At 59.5% G+C, this 17,365-nt stretch carries 18 protein-coding genes; 10 read left to right on the top strand and 8 right to left on the bottom strand.

Annotated features, from left to right (window positions below; translation table 11 throughout):
* Window positions 1-42 precede the first annotated feature (42 nt).
* The 6 genes from QZ498_RS13610 (at window position 43) to QZ498_RS13585 (ending at window position 3,522) form a co-directional block, all read left to right on the top strand.
* Window positions 43-219, top strand: a complete 177-nt coding sequence (locus QZ498_RS13610) for a hypothetical protein (RefSeq protein WP_294623140.1) — start codon at window positions 43-45, stop codon at window positions 217-219.
* Between the two features lie 79 nt (window positions 220-298).
* Window positions 299-1,057 carry an alpha/beta hydrolase gene (locus QZ498_RS13605; RefSeq protein WP_294623138.1) on the top strand — a complete coding sequence of 253 codons (759 nt, stop codon included), beginning with the start codon at window positions 299-301 and terminating at the stop codon, window positions 1,055-1,057.
* A complete protein-coding gene (locus QZ498_RS13600; protein ID WP_294623136.1) occupies window positions 1,054-2,031 on the top strand; it encodes an alpha/beta fold hydrolase in 978 nt (325 codons plus the stop codon). The genes QZ498_RS13605 and QZ498_RS13600 overlap by 4 nt, the downstream gene beginning before the upstream one ends.
* A gap of 104 nt (window positions 2,032-2,135) precedes the next feature.
* Window positions 2,136-2,861: an alpha/beta hydrolase gene (locus tag QZ498_RS13595; RefSeq protein ID WP_294623134.1), complete on the top strand. Its 726-nt coding sequence runs from the start codon at window positions 2,136-2,138 to the stop codon at window positions 2,859-2,861.
* Complete coding sequence (locus QZ498_RS13590; RefSeq protein ID WP_294623132.1) at window positions 2,854-3,096, top strand: hypothetical protein; 243 nt, start codon at window positions 2,854-2,856, stop codon at window positions 3,094-3,096. Before QZ498_RS13595 ends, QZ498_RS13590 begins: the two co-directional genes overlap by 8 nt.
* 165 nt (window positions 3,097-3,261) lie before the next feature.
* Entirely contained in the window at window positions 3,262-3,522 is a 261-nt protein-coding gene (locus tag QZ498_RS13585; protein ID WP_294623130.1) for a hypothetical protein, read from the top strand.
* Between the two features lie 63 nt (window positions 3,523-3,585).
* Here the strand turns inward: QZ498_RS13585 and phaZ are convergent, their stop codons facing one another.
* Window positions 3,586-4,890 (bottom strand): polyhydroxyalkanoate depolymerase, encoded by a 1,305-nt coding sequence (gene phaZ, locus QZ498_RS13580; RefSeq protein WP_294623128.1) that lies wholly within the window; start codon window positions 4,888-4,890, stop codon window positions 3,586-3,588.
* Between the two features lie 104 nt (window positions 4,891-4,994).
* Between phaZ and phaC the strand changes: the two genes are divergently transcribed.
* The 4 genes from phaC (at window position 4,995) to QZ498_RS13560 (ending at window position 9,061) form a co-directional block, all read left to right on the top strand.
* Window positions 4,995-6,800 (top strand): class I poly(R)-hydroxyalkanoic acid synthase, encoded by a 1,806-nt coding sequence (gene phaC / locus QZ498_RS13575; RefSeq protein WP_294623126.1) that lies wholly within the window; start codon window positions 4,995-4,997, stop codon window positions 6,798-6,800.
* 143 nt (window positions 6,801-6,943) lie between these two features.
* Window positions 6,944-7,390, top strand: coding sequence for a phasin family protein (locus tag QZ498_RS13570; RefSeq protein WP_294623124.1), 447 nt, complete (start codon window positions 6,944-6,946; stop codon window positions 7,388-7,390).
* A 141-nt stretch (window positions 7,391-7,531) separates the two neighbouring features.
* Window positions 7,532-8,089, top strand: a complete 558-nt coding sequence (phaR, locus tag QZ498_RS13565; RefSeq protein ID WP_294623122.1) for a polyhydroxyalkanoate synthesis repressor PhaR — start codon at window positions 7,532-7,534, stop codon at window positions 8,087-8,089.
* Between the two features lie 6 nt (window positions 8,090-8,095).
* Window positions 8,096-9,061: a LysR family transcriptional regulator gene (locus tag QZ498_RS13560; protein WP_294623120.1), complete on the top strand. Its 966-nt coding sequence runs from the start codon at window positions 8,096-8,098 to the stop codon at window positions 9,059-9,061.
* Between the two features lie 100 nt (window positions 9,062-9,161).
* On the opposite strand, the gene QZ498_RS13555 is transcribed toward QZ498_RS13560, so the two are convergent.
* From QZ498_RS13555 to pgk, 7 genes are all read right to left on the bottom strand, one after another.
* On the bottom strand, window positions 9,162-10,373 hold the full coding sequence (locus QZ498_RS13555; RefSeq protein ID WP_294623118.1) for an aminotransferase class I/II-fold pyridoxal phosphate-dependent enzyme: 1,212 nt from the start codon (window positions 10,371-10,373) through the stop codon (window positions 9,162-9,164).
* Between the two features lie 101 nt (window positions 10,374-10,474).
* On the bottom strand, window positions 10,475-11,776 hold the full coding sequence (locus QZ498_RS13550) for an FAD-binding oxidoreductase (protein ID WP_294623117.1): 1,302 nt from the start codon (window positions 11,774-11,776) through the stop codon (window positions 10,475-10,477).
* 105 nt (window positions 11,777-11,881) lie between these two features.
* Window positions 11,882-13,240, bottom strand: coding sequence for a glutamine synthetase family protein (locus QZ498_RS13545; protein WP_294623115.1), 1,359 nt, complete (start codon window positions 13,238-13,240; stop codon window positions 11,882-11,884).
* Window positions 13,241-13,242: 2 nt separating this feature from the next.
* Window positions 13,243-13,920 (bottom strand): type 1 glutamine amidotransferase, encoded by a 678-nt coding sequence (locus QZ498_RS13540; RefSeq protein WP_294623113.1) that lies wholly within the window; start codon window positions 13,918-13,920, stop codon window positions 13,243-13,245.
* A gap of 64 nt (window positions 13,921-13,984) precedes the next feature.
* Window positions 13,985-15,301: a glutamine synthetase family protein gene (locus QZ498_RS13535; protein ID WP_294623110.1), complete on the bottom strand. Its 1,317-nt coding sequence runs from the start codon at window positions 15,299-15,301 to the stop codon at window positions 13,985-13,987.
* A gap of 274 nt (window positions 15,302-15,575) precedes the next feature.
* A complete protein-coding gene (locus QZ498_RS13530; protein ID WP_294623108.1) occupies window positions 15,576-16,469 on the bottom strand; it encodes a fructose bisphosphate aldolase in 894 nt (297 codons plus the stop codon).
* Between the two features lie 252 nt (window positions 16,470-16,721).
* Window positions 16,722-17,365 (bottom strand): phosphoglycerate kinase (gene pgk / locus QZ498_RS13525; protein WP_294623106.1); only part of this gene is annotated, 644 nt, incomplete at its 5' end.

Below are 17,365 nucleotides of genomic sequence, written 5' to 3'. Positions count from 1 at the left end.
ACGCGGCGTAAACGGCAACCAAGAGGCATGAGAGCCCCCAAAATGGCACAGTCCGATAATGGGACGACCCTGACAGAGCAGTACCTGCAACTCACCCGTGAAGCGCCGCGCAAGATGTGCGCCACGGAGAACCGCCGCACCGATGATGCGGTTCAATCCGGTCCAGAGGCGGAATGGTCGCTAAGGCGGATTGAGGGGCTGGTCGGTTCTATAACCTGACGTAAAAGGCCTTTGCGGCTTGCATATGGCCCCCGGTTTCGGCGACGCTCGCGCCGACATCGAGACAGGGGAGCCCAAGATGACGCAGCCTGAATTCTTCATGTCGCCCGAGGGGCGGCGATTGGCCTATCACCAGATTGAAGGGGACGGCCCCGGCGTGGTGTTCCTTGGCGGTTTCAAATCCGACATGGAGGGCACCAAGGCGGTCCACCTGGAAGACTGGGCGCGCGCGAAGGGCCGCGCCTTCTTGCGGTTTGACTACTCCGGCCATGGACGATCATCAGAAGCCTTTACCGATGGCAGCATTGGCGATTGGGCCGAAGATGCCATGGCGGTGATCGGCGCAATGACCGATGGGCCACAGATATTGGTCGGCTCCAGCATGGGGGGCTGGATTTCGCTCTTGTGTGCCCGGGCAATGCCGGAACGCGTTGCGGGCTTGGTCACCATTGCGGCGGCGCCGGACTTCACGGAGGATTCCATGTGGGCCAGTTTTGATGAGGCGCAGCGCAAGACATTGGAGGCCGAGGGGCAGGTGGCCCTGCCCAGTGATTACGGTGAGCCCTACATCATTACCCGGAGGTTGATTGAAGACGGGAGAGCGCATCTTGTCTTGCGCGATACCTTGGATTTGCCGTTTCCTGTTCGATTTTTGCAAGGCACGGCCGATGAAGATGTGGATATATCCGTCGCCTTGAGGCTTTTGGACCATGCGAGCGGCCCTGATATGCGCCTTACTTTGGTGGATGGCGCGGATCATCGCTTTTCGGACGCGGAGTGTTTGTCGCTGATTGAAGCCTCGATCGAAGAGGTCAGCGCGCGGGCGGCGAAGGCATGATGCGCCATGCGTTGTGGATCTTTGGCATTTTGGCCATCGGGCTTGCTGCGCTTTTTGTTTTCGGGGCGCGCGAACCGGTGGTCGTGGACGTCCGCTTTGATCCGAAGCGGTTCGAGAAGGGCGTTGCGGCGTATTTCGAGCGGGCCGAAGCCGATGTGCCGAATTTGCGTGAGGGGGCGCAAAAGCGCGTGATCTGGGCAGGGCAGGCAGAGGAGACCACGCCTTTATCGGTGGTCTACATGCATGGGTTCTCGGCCAGTTCGGAGGAAATCCGCCCGGTGCCCGATGCGGTCGCCGCGGCGCTGGGGGCCAATCTGGTCTATACGCGGTTCAAAGGCCATGGGCGCGACGGTGACGCCATGGCGACAGCGCGAGTTCAGGATTGGATGAGGGATGCCGCCGAAGCCTTGGCCGCGGCGCGCGCCGTTGGAGGCAAGGTCTTGGTGATCGCGACGTCGACCGGAGCGAGCGTTGCCACGGCGGCCTTGGCGCAACCCGACTTGGCGGAGAACGTGGTTGGTGCGGTGTTCGTTTCGCCCAACTTCGGGATCAACAATGCGGTGGCCCCTTTGCTGACTTGGCCCGCCGCACGGCATTGGTTGCCGTTACTGGCCGGAAAGCGCCGCGCGTTCGAGCCGATGAATGAGCAGCAGGCGGCGCATTGGACAACCGAGTATCCCTCGGTCGCGGTTTTTCCGATGGCGGCGATCGTGAAACACGCGGCAAATCTGGATCATGGCAAGATCACGGTGCCGGCTCTGTTTTATTTCTCGGACAAGGACGCGGTGGTGGATGCCTCTGAAACGGTGCGGGTTGCAGAGCGATGGGGCGCGCCGGTGACGCGCGGCTACCCGGACCTGCGCCAAGGCGACGACCCTTTGGCGCATGTCATCGCCGGTGACATCATGGCCCCGGGCAACACTGATAAGGCGATCAAGCGTATCCTCGAATGGGTTGCAACGCTGCGACGATAGAGCGGTGCTAGGGTCAGCCCGCGCTTGACGCGGCGGCCTACTGTGGCAAGGTGGATGTGAGGCAACAGGGCCGTGAGACCCCGAGAGACAAAGGATGTTCCCCGATGCGTGAGCCACTGGTGTTCCTGCCGGGCATGATGTGTGACGCGCGGGTGTTCGCGCCGCAACTGGCAGTAATGAGCCGAGACACGATGGTCAGCGTGGCCCCGATCTTCCATGGCGAGAGGGTCGAAGAGATCGCCTCGGGCTTGCTGGATATGTTGCCACGCCGTTTTGCGGTTGCGGGTTTGTCGATGGGCGGGATCGTGGCGATGGAGCTTATGCGCCGTGCGCCTGAAAGGGTCACGCGCATTGCCCTTATGGACACCAATCCGTTGGCGGAAACACCACAATCGGCGGCGGAATACGAGCCGCTGATCATAAAGCTGCGCTCCGGGCGTTTGCAGGAGGCAGTGCAAGGGGTGGTTCCGCCCGAGAGTCTCGCACCGGGGCCGCAACGCACGGCGTTGATGGCTGACGTGCTCGCCATGGCGGAAGACATTGGCGAGGAGGCTATCATCCGGCAAATGCGGGCACTGCAGCGCCGGCGCGACTACCAATCTGTTTTACGTCGCTGCAAAGTCCCTGCTTTGGTTCTTTGTGGTGTGCATGATGGGCTGGCCCCGGTGAAGCGCCACAGCTTCATGGCCGATTTGATCCCCTATGCGCAGTTGCAGGTGATCGAGCAAGCCGGGCACATTCCCACCCTGGAAGCCCCGGATGCCACCACGACGGCGCTGCAAGAATGGTTGCGGCAGCCCTTCGTTCTGCAGACGCGCGCCGATGCCTGAGGCCAAGGGTGGGGCCAAGGCGCGCCTTCGCCGTGTGCGCAGGCGGCTGCAAGTCTGGACCAAGCGCCATGTACCGCCGGGGTTGCGGTTGTTGCTGGGCCTGATTCTGATGGGGTTTGGAGTGCTTGGTTTCCTGCCGGTTTTGGGGTTTTGGATGTTTCCCTTGGGGGTAGCTGTCGCAGCCTTGGATATCGTTCCGATCCTGCGCTGGCTACGTCAACGAAAAGATGATTGATCCTATCAAATTTTAATCTTGTTTCCGCATCCGGAACAGTTTTACGAATTGGCGTTAGCTGTCGTCCCAATATCCGATTTTCCTAAAATTGTTCGGATTTGGCCAGCAAAATGCGGGTTGCTTGGCCTAGTTTGCCGCAAACCTGAATAGTTTGAGAGTAAGAGTATGCCTGATCGTAAGCCTGGCCTCCGAACCGATTTGGCGGCCCATTTCACCGACCCGCGCTTGCGTGCAGTTTATCTGAGCGATGCGCTTGCAACGGGAGTGGATGAGGAGGTTGCACATGCCTTGCACATGTTGCGCCACAAAGGACGTCTAACCAAGGAAACGGCCAAGGCGGCCGACGATTGGACCCTTGCCGAAGTCATGGACGTCCTGCGGGATGCCGGGGTGCAACTGGTGGCAATCCGGCGGCCGGACGCTTAACCCCAAAACGAAAAAAGGGCGCGGTGGTCCGCGCCGTTTTTGACTGCACTGTCTCGAGTAAGCTCAGGCGGCGGCGTTTTTGTTTGCCGCCTTCTGCTTGGCCTTGCGCGGCTTTGTACGTTTGCGCTCGGCCGGTGCTTCGGAGTTGGCGTCGATGAAATCAAGCACAAGGGGCCGGATGTTGTTGCGCCAGCTGCGGCCCGCGAAAATGCCGTAATGGCCAGCCTCGGGTTCAAGGTGGCTGGCTTTCTTGTCGTCGGGTAGGCCGGTGAGAAGATCAAGGGCCGCCACGCATTGGCCCGGGGCGGAAATGTCATCTTTCGCGCCTTCGACGGTTTTCACGGCGACATTGGTGATCGCTCCGATATCGACCTTGTGCCCATCGACGACGAATTCGTTCTTCGCGATCTCACCGTTCTTGAAAATTCGTTCGACGGTGGAAAGATAAAACTCCGCGGGCATGTCCATAACTGCGAGGTATTCGTCATAAAACTTGTTATGGGGGTCGTGATCGCTGGCTTCTCCGCGCGAGACACGACCAATCTGATCCATGAAGGCCTGTCCGTGGCGCTCGGCGTTCATGGACATGAAGGAACTGAGCTGTAGCAGGCCGGGGTAGACCATGCGCCCGACGCCTTTGTATTTGAATCCCACCCTTTGAATCATGGTTTCTTCTAGCTGCCCCATGGTCACGCGGCGTCCGAAGTCGGTCACGTCGGTTGGGGTTGCATCGGGGTCGATCGGGCCGCCGATAAGCGTCAGACTACGGGGTTGGGCCTTGGGGTCCAACTCGGCCAGATAGGCGGTGGCGGCCAAGGTCAGGGGCGCGGGTTGGCAGACGGCGATAACATGCAGGTCGCTGCCCAACTCGCGCATGAAGTCCATGAGGTAGAGGGTGTAATCCTCGACATCGAATTTCCCGGCGGAAACCGGAATGTCGCGGGCGTTATGCCAATCGGTGACGTAAACTTCGCAATCGGGCAGCAGCGAGCGAACGGTGGAGCGCAGCAGCGTGGCGTAGTGGCCCGACATAGGCGCAACCAGAAGAACGCGGCGATCCATGTCTTCGCGCCCCTGAACGTCAAAGTGGATCAGGTCGCCAAACGGGCGTTCAATCACGGTTTCCACGTTGATCAGGTGATCGCGGCCATCTTCACCAGTGATCGATTCAATACCCCAATCGGGCTTGACCACCATGCGTTGGAAGGTCCGTTCGGTGACTTCACCCCAAGCGGCCATCCATTGGAGCGCGGGGTTTGGCGTGAGCGCAAAAATTGGGTAGGATGCCACTGACAGGGCGGATGCGCCCAACCACTGATTGGTGTTGCGGAGGGTCTCCATCAGGTCGTAGGTCATCATGTAGCGCATCGTCGTCTCCTGTTCCCCGGGACCGCCGGTTCGTTTCGTCGCACTGCTCCTCCGCTCAAGCGACGGTATGCTGCATGGCAGAAAGTTAAAAGGATTTCTTTAATATGGCAACGCATGAGGATGTCGCAGGTGAGAATCTCGAGAAAATGAATGAGAATCTGGCCCGTGTCGAAGAGCTTACGCAGCGTCTGGTAAAGGCGTTTTCGGCGCGCAACCCGGCGAATCCCTCGCTGAATGGGCCCGATCAGGAACTTTTTGCCAAGGCGGCCAGTTCGCTTTGGGCGGATATGTTGGAAAACCCCGGCAAGATCTATGAAAAGCAGTTGGAGTACTGGGGGAAATCGGTGCGCCACTTCATGGAGGCGCAGCAAGGCTTGATGCAGGGGCACGTGCCCGAGGCCGATGAGGACGAAGAAGATCCTTTGAAGGGCGACAAGCGTTTCTCAAATCCCTTGTGGGAGACGAACCCGTACTTTCGTTACGTCAAGCAGCAATACGCCCTGAACAAGCAAGCCATCGAAGATGCGGTGGCAGAGGCCGATGACCTGTCACCAAAAGACAAGCAGCGGCTTGAGTATTTCTCAAGCCAGATCGTGGACATGATGAGCCCGACGAATTTTTTGGGTACCAATCCCGATGCCTTGGAGAAGGCCGTGGCGACCGAGGGGGAAAGCCTTGTGAAGGGCTTGGAAAACCTTGTGGCCGATCTGGAAGCCAACAAGGGCGAGATGGTTGTGCGTCTGGCTGATGAAAGCGCCTTCGAATTGGGAGAGAACATCGCCACGTCGCAGGGTGAAGTCGTCTATCGCAACCGGATGATGGAATTGATCCAGTACGCGCCAACCACGGAAGAGGTCCATGAAACGCCTCTGGTCATCTTCCCACCTTGGATCAACAAGTTCTATATTCTGGACCTCAAGGAACAGAACAGCATGATCAAATGGATCACCGATCAGGGCTATACCCTTTTCGTGGTGAGCTGGGTGAATCCGGATGCCTCTTATGCCGATGTACGCATGGATGATTACATCGAGGAAGGATTTCTAACCGCGATCCGCGAGGCCAAGGCGATTTGCGGTGTGAAACAGGTCAATACCGTGGGCTATTGCATTGCCGGGACGACCTTGCACCTGACACTGGCGCTTTTAGCCAAGCAGGGCGACAAGAGCGTGAAGTCGGCCACATTCTTCACCGCGCTTACGGATTTTTCCGAGCAGGGGGAGTTTGTTCCTTTCCTGCAAGACGATTTTGTGGACGGCATTGAAGCGGAGGTGCAGGAGCAAGGCGTTCTAAGATCTTTCATCATGTCCCGCACGATGTCTTTCCTGCGGTCAAACGACCTGATTTATACCCCCGCGATCCGGAGCTACATGATGGGGGAAACTCCGCCTGCCTTCGATCTGCTGTATTGGAATGGCGACGGTGCCAACCTGCCCGGGGCGATGACGATGCAGTATTTGCGGGGGCTGTGTCAGAAGAACGCCTTTGTGACTGATGGTTTCGATATCTGTGGTGAAAAGGTACATATCAAAGATGTGACTGTGCCGCTGATGTCGGTGACCTGTGAGAGCGACCACATCGCGGCGTGGAAAGATTGCTATCGTGGTTTCCAGCAGACCGGATCGAAGAACCGGACGTTCATTCTTTCGCAATCCGGCCACATCGCGGGCATCGTGAACCCGCCCAACAAGAAAAAGTACGGACATTACACCAACAGTGACCTGAGTTTGGACGCTGACAGCTGGCGGGAGGGGGCCACGTTCCACGAAGGGTCATGGTGGCCACGCTGGGAAACTTGGCTGAAGAAGCGGTCTGGCAAGATGGTTCCGGCCCGGAAACCGGGCGATTCGGAGCACCCGCCATTGGCCCCGGCACCCGGAAGTTATGTGCGCAAGAAAGCAAGCGCCTGAAAAATCGCCATATTTTGCGGAATGTAAAAGTTTTGCTGCAGTGCAGAAAAAAACCTTGAAATGCTGCGCTGCGGCATGCATATTGTTTGCAGACGCAGAAAAGCGGGAATTCTCCCGCAGCGATAGACCAAGGAGCCTTACCAATGGCTAAAGCACAAGACATGAACACCGTGATGAAAGACATCATGGGCGCATTCCCCGTCGACACCAAAGCGATGGAAGACGCATTCAAGAACCAAGCCGCCCTGAACGAAAAGCTGTCGGGCGTTGCTCTGGACGCCGCCGAGAAATCGGCCGAGCTGTCGAGCAAGTGGACAAAAGAGACCCTGGCCAAGATGTCGGACATGACCAAAGCCAAAGCCGAGCCTGCCGACTACGCAAAAGCCATGACCGATTTCGCATCGGCCAACGCTGAAGTGGCTGCCGAAAACATGGCTGCTTTCGCCGAAATCGCCAAAAAAGTTCAAATGGACACCGTTGAACTGATGATGGCGGCTGGCAAGGACCTGCAAGAAGATGCGGCCAAAGCTGTCAAGAAAGCCACTGACGACGTTCAGTCGGCTGCCAAGAAAGCAACTGCTGCCAAGTAAGCGCAAATATAAACGTATCCATCTCCTCCCTGTTAAGGATGCGTTTGCGCGAGAGCGAGCCCTAGAAAGGCTCGCTCTTTCTTTTTGTGCTGCGGTAGCATAGTCTGCGCTGCAGCGCTGCATTTCTGGGAGGACCGTGCATTGGCCGAGACTGACAAACCCCTTTTGATCAAACGTTATGCCAGCCGGCGCCTCTATAATACCGAGACGTCCGATTACGTGACACTTGACGATATTGCAGAATTCATTCGCGACGGACGGGAAGTGCAAATCATTGACCTGAAATCCGGGGATGACCTGACGCGGCAGTATTTGTTGCAAATCATCGCCGAACACGAGAGTCGTGGTGAAAGCGTACTGCCGATCAATGTTTTGAACGATCTGGTGCGTAGCTATACCTCGCAAGCCTCCAGTGTCGTGCCCGAGTTTTTGGCGGCCAGTTTCGAGATGCTCCAGAAGGGTCAAAGCCAGATGATGGAAAACATGACCAAGGCCAATCCGCTGGCCAGCATGCCCGGAATGGACGCGATGCGCGCCCAGCAAGAGGCCTTCATGAAGGCGATGACCGGAGGTTTAGGTGGGGGCAGCACCGTGCCCGGATCTGAAAGTAGCGCTGAAGAAGCCGAAGGTGAAGATCTGGACGAAATCAAGAAGCAACTTGCCGAGCTGCAGCAAAAACTGTCGAAGATGAGCAAGTAGACCTCGATGGTCGATAGCCCTGGTCGGATCACCCTTTGGGGAATTGAAGTGTTCATGGCTGCGGCTGACGAACGGTCGATCTCTGCCGCGGCCAAACGGTTAGGGGCCAGCCCGTCAGCCGTAAGCCAGCAGTTGACCAATCTGGAGGGTGCGGTTGGCGCTACCCTGTTGCAACGCAACGCGCGGCCGGTTCGGTTAACGCCCGCGGGCGAGATCATGAAGCGCCATGCACAGGTTATTCTGAATGAGGCCGCGCAGGCGCGGGCTGAATTGGCCATGTCGGACCTGTCGCATTTGACGCGGTTTCGCCTTGGTATGATCGAGGACTTGGAGGCGGATGTAACGCCAAGGTTGCTCACTCATATGGCCGAGGAGTTGAAGGGCTGCCAGTTCCTGCTTGAGACCGGCGCTAGTCACTATCTGTATGATTTATTGGATGCGCGGGGATTGGACGTGATAGTGGCCGCCGAATTGGGGGCCGAGGACGCTTGGGTCGAGGTGCACCCGCTACTGCGCGAAGGCTTTGTCGTGGCCGCGCCCAAGGGGGCGGTCAATGCCGGTGGTGACGTCCTGCGGCAGCTCAAGCGCATGACCATGGTGCAATACACGCAGCGCCACCACATGGGGCGGCTTGTGAATGCCCACCTGGCCAAGCAGAACCTGACATTGCGGCATCGGTTCGAGATTGACAGTTACCACGCCATTCTTGCGCTTGTCGGGCAGGGGGCGGGTTGGACTATTTTGCCACCCTTGGCCTTGATGCGGGCGCGGCGTTTTGCCGACCAGATCGACGTGTTGGAGTTGCCCTTCGAGCCACTAACACGGACGATCAGCTTGACGGCGCGAAAGGAGATTTTGGGCGAAATGCCCGCGCAGGTGGCTGCGACGCTCAAGCCGATTTTCCGAGAGCAGTTGGTGACGCCCGCAATCGCGCGTCACCCGTTCATGGCGGATTACTTGACGATCCTTTAAAGCGTTTCCAGTTATTGTTGCATCACCAATACCCTGCCAGGCCTTCGGCCTTCTCGGGACATTGGCGATGCGCTTTGATTCAAGGTAAACTGGAAACGCTCTAGGTGCCGTAGGCGCGCACTCCGCCAACGGCGTCTTGCGCGGCGTCAAGCAGGGTGAGGGCGATGAAATCCAACTCATCCCGTGTCAGTCGTGCGGGCAGGCGGCAATCGCAGGCCCGCATCAACATGGCGCGGGTGCGGGGAAGTTCCGGCGCCGGGCCGGGAATGAACTGCCAGTTCCAGAAGGCGCGGGCGTTGTCGGTGCTTTGACCGAAGACCTGTACCTTGACGCCGCGAGCGGCGGCGGCCTCGGCAAAGTGGCGGGCCTCGTCATCGGAGAGATCAACAAGGTTGAACTGGATGGAATCCGGGGCGCGGTCTTCCTTGGCCAGTTTGGGGGGCACATGCAGGAAGGGCGAGGTGTTCAGTCGCTCGGCCACGTAATCGTGGTTGGCGCGACCGTCGCGCACACGGCGGGGCACTTCGGCCAGTTGCGGGCGGATGATCGCGGCGCCGAGGTTGCTGAGGCGCAGGTTGTAGAGGGGGAGTTTGTTTTGCCAACGGGCAAAGGCGGATGCGAGGGCAGGATCATCGCCCGCCATATGCTTGGCCCAGTTGTGTTCGTAGGCACCGGACATGATGACGGCCTGTGCGACAAGGTCTGCGTCGTCGGTGACCATGATCCCGCCTTCGCCCGCATTGACCAGCTTGTAGGATTGGAAGCTGAAACAGCCGACTTTGCCAATCGTACCGATTTTGCGACCATCCCAGAGAGTGCCGAGCGAGTGGGCGGCGTCTTCGATCACGGGGATGTCGTGCGCGTCGCACAGGGCCATGATCGCGTCCATGTCGGAGGTGTGACCGCGCATGTGGCTGACGATGACGGCGGCGATGTTCTCGTTCAGGCGTTTGGTGAAATCCTCAATGTCGATGCGGTAATCTTCGCCCACTTCGCAGAGCACCGGTTGGCAATCGGCGTGCACGACCGAAGAGGGAACGGCGGCGAAGGTGAATCCGGGGATCAGGACACGCGCGCCGCGCGGCAGGCCAAGCGCTTTCAAAGACAGAAACAAGGCGGCGGAGCAGGAGGAGACCGCGAGCGCGTAGGTGCTGCCCATGAAGGCGGCGAATTCGCGTTCCAGAAGCGAAACCGGCGCGTCTTGGGGTGCGGTATAGCGGAACAGATCGCCCGATTGCAGCAGGCGATCAATCTCGGCGCGGGCGGCTTCGGGGATCGGTTCGGCGTCGTGAACGTTGGGCGCTTGGGTCATGGCTTCGGTTTTCCTGAAGTGCAGTTTCGGAAAACCTAAAACAAAGAGCGACTCACCCCAAGTGAAATTTTCGCAACAGAGGCGCACGCGCGGTTTTTAGATCACAGGCCCAGCCGGTCTCGGGTGGCGTACCATGTCATGGCGAGGGCCAGGAGCGGGTTGCGTAAGACATGCCCGCCGGGGAAACGTGGAGTTGGCACGCGCGACAATACGTCGAAGCCGCTGGCCTCTCCTGCGATGGCGTCGGCCATGAGTTTGCCCGCATGGGTGGCGGTGCCGACGCCGTGACCGGAATAGCCCGAGGCTGAAAGCATGTTTGGCGCGAGTCGCGCAAGGTAGGGCATACGCTTCATGGTGATCGCCAGCGTGCCGCCCCAAGTATAATCGAACCGCACGTCCTTGAGGTGCGGAAAGATCTGCGCCATGGGTTTGCGCACCGTGGCGTCGATATCGGGGAAGCGGTATCCATAGCTTTCGCCCCCGCCAAAGAGCAGGCGGTTGTCGTGGCTGAGGCGGAAGTAATTCACGACGAATTTCGTGTCCGCCACGGCTACGTCTTGGGTCAGGACGCGCGTTGCCTCATCCCCCAAGGGTTCAGTGGCGGCGATGAAATTGTTGATTGGCATAACGCGGGCGGACACCTTGGCATCAAGCCTGCCGAGATAACCATTGCAGGCGAGGATCACATGATCGGCTTGCACCTTTCCCTGGTCGCATTGCAGGGTGGCGGGGCTGCCCTTGGTGATGTCGCTGACCCATGAGTTTTCAAAAATCCGAACCCCGGCGGCTTGTGCCGCGCGGGCCAGTCCGAGAGCGTAGTTGAGCGGGTGCAGATGCGCCGCTGTCATGTCCAACGTCCCGCCCTTGTACTGCGGCGAGGGGCAAAGCGCCCGGGCCGCGTCGTGATCCAGCTTTTCGAGCGCGGTATATCCGTAGCGATCGGCCAGATGGTCGGCGTAGGCGTGTTCCTCGGCCACCTCTTTTCTGGTGAAGCACATATGGGCCACGCCAGGCTTGAGTTGGCAGTCGATCTTATGCTTGCTGATCAGGGACTTCGTGAGGGCCTTGGCGTCTTCGGCCAAATCCCAGAGTTTCGCGGCATCCTCTCGCCCAACCAGTTTCTCCAACCCTTCCTGATCCATCCGCTGACCCGAGCCGAGTTGTCCGCCGTTACGCCCCGAGGCCCCGAAGCCCACGCGGTGCGCTTCCAGCAGCACGACGTCAAAGCCGCGTTCGGCCAGATGCAGCGCTGCCGAGAGGCCGGTATAGCCGGCCCCAACGATACAGACATCGGCGCGGACCTCGCCCCGTAGCTGGTCGAATGGTGGCAGTGAGTTGGCCGTGGCCGCGTACCAGCTTTGCGGATATTCGCCCCGGCGGTCGTTTGAAAAAAGCAGGTTCATGGGGTGACCTGTGGCGTCGAAAAGGGGGCGCTGCCCCCATCGCGCGGTGCGCGATTCCCCCGGGATATTTGGAAACAGAAGAAGGACAGGGACTTCTGCATTTGGTCACACGTTGAGCAGCAGATGTTCACGCTCCCACGGGCTGATGACTTGCAGGAATTCGTCGTATTCAGCGCGTTTGACGATGGAGTAGACGCGGGCGAAATCAGGGCCGAGAATGGCGTGCAGGTCTTCGGCGTTGTCGAAAAGTTCAAGTGCCGACCCCAGAACGCGGGGGATATCGGCCTCGCCCTCGTAGGCGTCGCCTTTGAATTCGGGATCGGGCTGGGTTTCGTTTTGCAGCCCCAAGAGCCCGCAGGCGAGGCTGGCCGCGATGCCGAGGTAGGGGTTGCAATCCATACCCGCCAGCCGGTTTTCGACACGCCGGGCCTTGGGTGAGGCGAGGGGCACGCGGATGCCGGTGGTGCGGTTGTCGCTTGCCCAGGCGAGGTTGATGGGGGCTGCGTGATCCTTGACGTAGCGACGATAGGAATTGACGTAGGGCGCGAAGATAGCGATGGCATCGGGCAGGTGTTTTTGCAGCCCCCCGATGAAGTGATAAAAGGCATTTGTTTCGCCGCCCTGCGGACCTGAAAAGATGTTCTCGCCGGTGTCCATATCCAGAAGCGAATGATGGATATGCATGGAGCTTCCGGGCTCATCCTCGATCGGTTTGGCCATGAATGTAGCGAAGCAATCGTGTTTCAGTGCTGCTTCGCGGATCAGGCGTTTGAAATAGAATACCTCGTCGGCGAGTTTTACCGGGTCGCCGTGGCGCAGGTTGATTTCCAGTTGTCCGGCGCCGCCTTCTTGAGTGATGCCATCAATCTCAAACCCTTGGGCCTCGGCAAAGTCGTATATGTCGTCGATCACCGGGCCGAATTCATCGACAGCGGTCATGGAATAGGCCTGTCGCGCCGCGGCGGGGCGGCCCGAGCGGCCCATCATTGGTTCGATCTCATGCGCGGGGTCGAGGTTGCGGGCCACGAGGAAGAACTCCATTTCTGGCGCGACCACCGGTTTGAGGCCACGTTGGTGATAGAGGTCGACGACGCGCTTGAGCACGTTGCGGGGGGCGAAGGGGATAGGCTCGCCCTCGCGGTCGAAGGCGTCGTGGATCACTTGGAGGGTCCAGTCCCCTGTCCAAGGCGCGGCCGTGGTGGTTGACATATCCGGGCGCAGGATCATGTCGCGTTCGATGAACCCTTCTTCGCCTGCGGCTTCGCCCCAATCGCCGGTGATCGTTTGGTAAAAGATCGAGTCCGGCAGGTGGAAGTATTGTTGGCGGGCGAATTTCGAGGCTGGCACGGCCTTGCCCCGGGCGATGCCGGGCAAATCGGCAATGATGCATTCCACCTCGTCAAGGCGGCGGCCTTCGAGATAACCTTGCGCCGCCTCAGGCAGGGTGTCTTTCCAGTCGGCCATGATCAGCGCTCCTGTTTGAAGAATTCGGCTATGCGCCTGGCGATGGTATCATTGGCCGTCGTTGTGGCAAGGTGTGCCCGGGCCTCTGCCAGTTGGGCATCGGGAACCACGCCGGGGCCTCGGTGAGCAATCAATAGTTCGACCATCCGGGAAGTGAATTCAGGGTGGGGTTGAATGGTGTAGGCGCGGTTGCCGTAGAGTAGCGCTGCATTGGCGCAAAAATCGTTCGAGCCGATGACCTTGGCGTCGGGCGGCAGGGCAACCACCTGATCCTGATGCCAAGCGTTGATGTCGAGCTCTTTGCCCTCCATGTCGTATGTGGTGTGGCCCACGGCCCAGCCCCCTTTGAATTTCTCGACTTTGCCACCAAGGGCCTGCGCGATGATCTGATGGCCGAAGCAGACGCCAACGAGGGGGCGTCCATCAGCGTAGACGTCGCGAATGAAGGATTCGAGGGGGGCGATCCAAGGATGATCCTCGTATGCGCCATGCTTTGAGCCAGTGATCAGCCAGCCGTCCGCATCGGACGGTGCGATAGGGTAGTCTTGATCCACCACATTCCATGTTCGAAAGGCGAAGCCGTGACCGTCGAGAAGCCGTGCAAACATCGCGTCGTAATCGCCCAGTTCGTCTTGGACGATGTCGGGCGCGTGGCCGGTTTGCAATATGCCGATCTTCATGGTGAACTCATAATTTGATCAAATTTTAAAGTACCTGAGGTTGGCGCTGACGACAAGCCCGTGATCAAACGGAATCGAGGTAGACGCGCCAATATGTGTCTTCTGGCCTCGTGGCGAGCAAGCGAAGCTCTTGTCGCTTGGTCATGACGAGATTGCGGATCAAGTTTTCCGGGAAGATGCGGGGCATAAGTTGACTTGCCTCGAAACGGTCAATGGCCGTTCCCCAATCGGTCGCCAGCTGCGGCAGGTCGTGATCGTAGGCATTTCCAGAAATCGGGTCAGGGGGGGTCATCTTATCCTCGACACCCATCAAGGCCGCGCCAAGGATGCCTGCAAAAATGAGGTAGGGATTGATGTCACCGCCGGCAACGCGATGCTCGATGCGACGAGCAAGGGGAGAGCCGCCGGGGATGCGGATCGAGGCGGTGCGGTTTTCGTAGGCCCAACTGGCCCCGGTGGGGGCATGAGCGCCGGGAACAAGCCGCGCGTAACTACCTGCGTGGGGAGCGAAAATCAGTGTACTGTCGGGCATCGCGGACAAGCATCCCGCAACGGCTGAGCGCAGGAGGTCAGAGCCTTCGTCGCCACCATTGTCGAAGACATTCCGGCCGGCCTCATCCAGTACGGAAAAATGCAGATGCATGCCGTTGCCGGCATCTTCGGCGAAGGGTTTGGCCATGAAGGTGGCCGCGAAGCCGTGTTTCCTCGCGAGGCCCTTGATCAATGCTTTGAAGAGCCATGTGTCATCAGCGGCGCGCAGGGCGTCTTGGTGGTTGAGGGTCACCTCGAACTGGCCGACGCCGGACTCGCAAGTGGCGGTTTGCGCGGCGATTCCCATGGCGGCGCAGCCGTCGTAGAGGGCATTGAGGAAATCATCGAAGGCGTCGAGTTGCGCGATCGACAGGATGTCGGGCGCGTCCAGAGGGCGGCCAGTGCGTGGATCCTTGACCGGGGCCAAGGCATCGCCGCTGTCATCGACCAGTGTGAATTCAAGCTCGGTCGCAGCGACAACCTTCCACCCGCGCTCAGCATATTTATTCAAAGTGTTTTCAAGGGCATGGCGGCTATCGCCGTCGAATGGCATGCCGTTCTCATGATACATGGTCATGGGCACCAAAGGGGGCGCTCCATCGAGCCAGGGCATGGGAACCACGCCACGGTCCGTTGGGCGCAGGATGCCATCGGCATCGCCCGTCTCGAACACCAGGGGTGAGCCGTCGATGTCGGCCCCGAAAATATCCACATTGAGCGCGGAAAGCGGCATGCGCACGGCACCTCTTTCCAGCTTTTCCGCATAGTCACTCGGCACGCGCTTGCCGCGCATCTGGCCATTGAGGTCGCAGGCCGCGACGCGGAAGGTGGGGTGATTTGACAGGTCCATTGGAGCGATCCTTGCGCCTTTTCAGGCGTCAGGCTAATCGCTTGGAACAAACAATGCCACCATAATTTGATCAAAATATTCACCCGAAAATACCGCGTCGGTATAACGTCGGTGTTTTGTCGGTATAGCGTCGGTGGTTTTTTCTTGGCCAATACACCCTGGGGGAGGCGCCCGAAGGGCGGCGGGGGCAAGGCCCCCAGTCCCAAAAACGGACGCTTATCGGGCCTCACGGCCCTCCGCGCGAAGAGGGCGCGACAGGGACCGATGAGCGCGCTTAGCCCGCGACAGAGGCTTGATAGATGCTGTCGATCGAGGCGGCGATAGTCGCGTTGAATTCATCATCGGATTGCTGTGCCGAAAGCCCTTCGGTCAGGGCGCGGCTAAAGCTGGCGATCATGCCGGTATTTTGCGACAGGCGGGTGTTCGCCTCCTCGCGCGAGTAGCCGCCCGAAAGAGCCACCACGCGCATCACGCGGGGATGGTCGACCAGCGGTTTGTAGAGATTGGCGGTTTCCGGAAGGGTCAGCTTGAGCATGACCTGTTGGTCGTCCGGCAGCGCGTCCAATTGTGCCTTGATCTCGGCCAGCAGGATCTCTTCGGCCTCGGCCTTGTCCGAGATTGAGATGGTCACCTCGGGTTCGATGATCGGCACGAGGCCATGGCCGAGGATTTGCTTGCCCACTTCGAATTGTTGCGCCACCACGGCCTTGATTCCATCGGCATTGGCGGCATTGATGACCGAGCGCATCTTGGTGCCGAAAATGCCGGCCTTCACGGCACGTTCCAGCAGCGCGTCAAGCTCGGGCATGGGTTTCATCATCTGCACGCCCATGTCTTCTTCGGCTAGCCCCTTATCGACCTTGAGGAAGGGGATGACGCCGCGATCTTCCCACATGAATTGCGCGGTGGGTTTGCCGCCCATTTCGCGGTCCATGGTCATCTCGAACAGGATCGCGCCGACTACCTTGTCGCCATTAAAAGCCGGGGCTTGGGCGATGCGGGTACGCATGGCGTGGACCAGATCGAACATCTCGGCATCGGAGCTATAGGCGCTTTCCTCGATCCCGTAGAGGCGCAGGGCTTTGGGCGTGGAGCCACCCGATTGATCGAGGGCCGCGATAAAGCCTTTGCCACTGCGTAGCTGTTCTGCCTGACGTTCGTTCGACATGATCTGACCTCTGAATTCGGAATAAATTGAGTGCAGGGCGCACCGGTTGGCCCGCTTCTAGGCGAGGGGGGCGGGCGTTGCAATTCTGGTCGCGCTAACAGGGGCGGGTCTTGGTCGATTTGCCGAAGGGTACAGCGTTTGCGGCGCTTGGGGCGAGACGATTGGACCTGACTGCAGACCGAAATCTTCAAAAGATTTCGGTCCGATTTCTTTTTTGAAGAAATCGGATGGGCTCTAAAAACCGCCCTTGCTTCAGGCTTTCAGTGCCGCCACACCCGGCAGGTCTTTGCCTTCCATCCATTCAAGGAAGGCGCCGCCAGCGGTGGAGATGTAGGTGAAATCGCCCGCCGCGCCCGATTTGTTGAGAGCGGCCACGGTATCGCCGCCGCCGGCAACCGAGATCAGCTTGCCCTCTTTGCTGAGTTTTGCGGCATGGAGGGCGGCGGCATTGGTGGCCGCATCGAAGGGGGCGATTTCAAAGGCCCCCAGCGGGCCGTTCCAGATCAGCGTTTTGGCCTTGTCCAAGGCGGCGGTGATGCGCGCCACGGCCAGTGGGCCTGCATCGAGGATCATTGCATCTTCGGGGCAGGCATGCGCCGGGACGGTTTCGTTTTCGGCCCCGGCGGCGAATTCGCGCGCCACCACCACATCGGCGGGCAGCAGGAGTTCACAGCCCGAGGCCCCGGCCTTGGCCATGATGGCGCGCGCGGTGTCGGCCATGTCGTGTTCGCAGAGCGATTTGCCGACGTTCAGGCCTTGGGCGGCAAGGAAGGTATTGGCCATGCCGCCGCCGATTACCAATTGGTCGACTTTTTCGACGAGGTTGCCCAGCAGGTCCAGCTTGGTCGAGACCTTGGCCCCGCCAACCACTGCCACGACGGGTCGCTGAGGCGCGC

The organism is uncultured Roseovarius sp. (assembly GCF_913057115.1).
GTDB lineage: Bacteria > Pseudomonadota > Alphaproteobacteria > Rhodobacterales > Rhodobacteraceae > Roseovarius.
The sequence above is the reverse complement of the archived record's forward strand: the minus strand, read 5'-3'. Positions and strand labels throughout refer to the sequence as shown.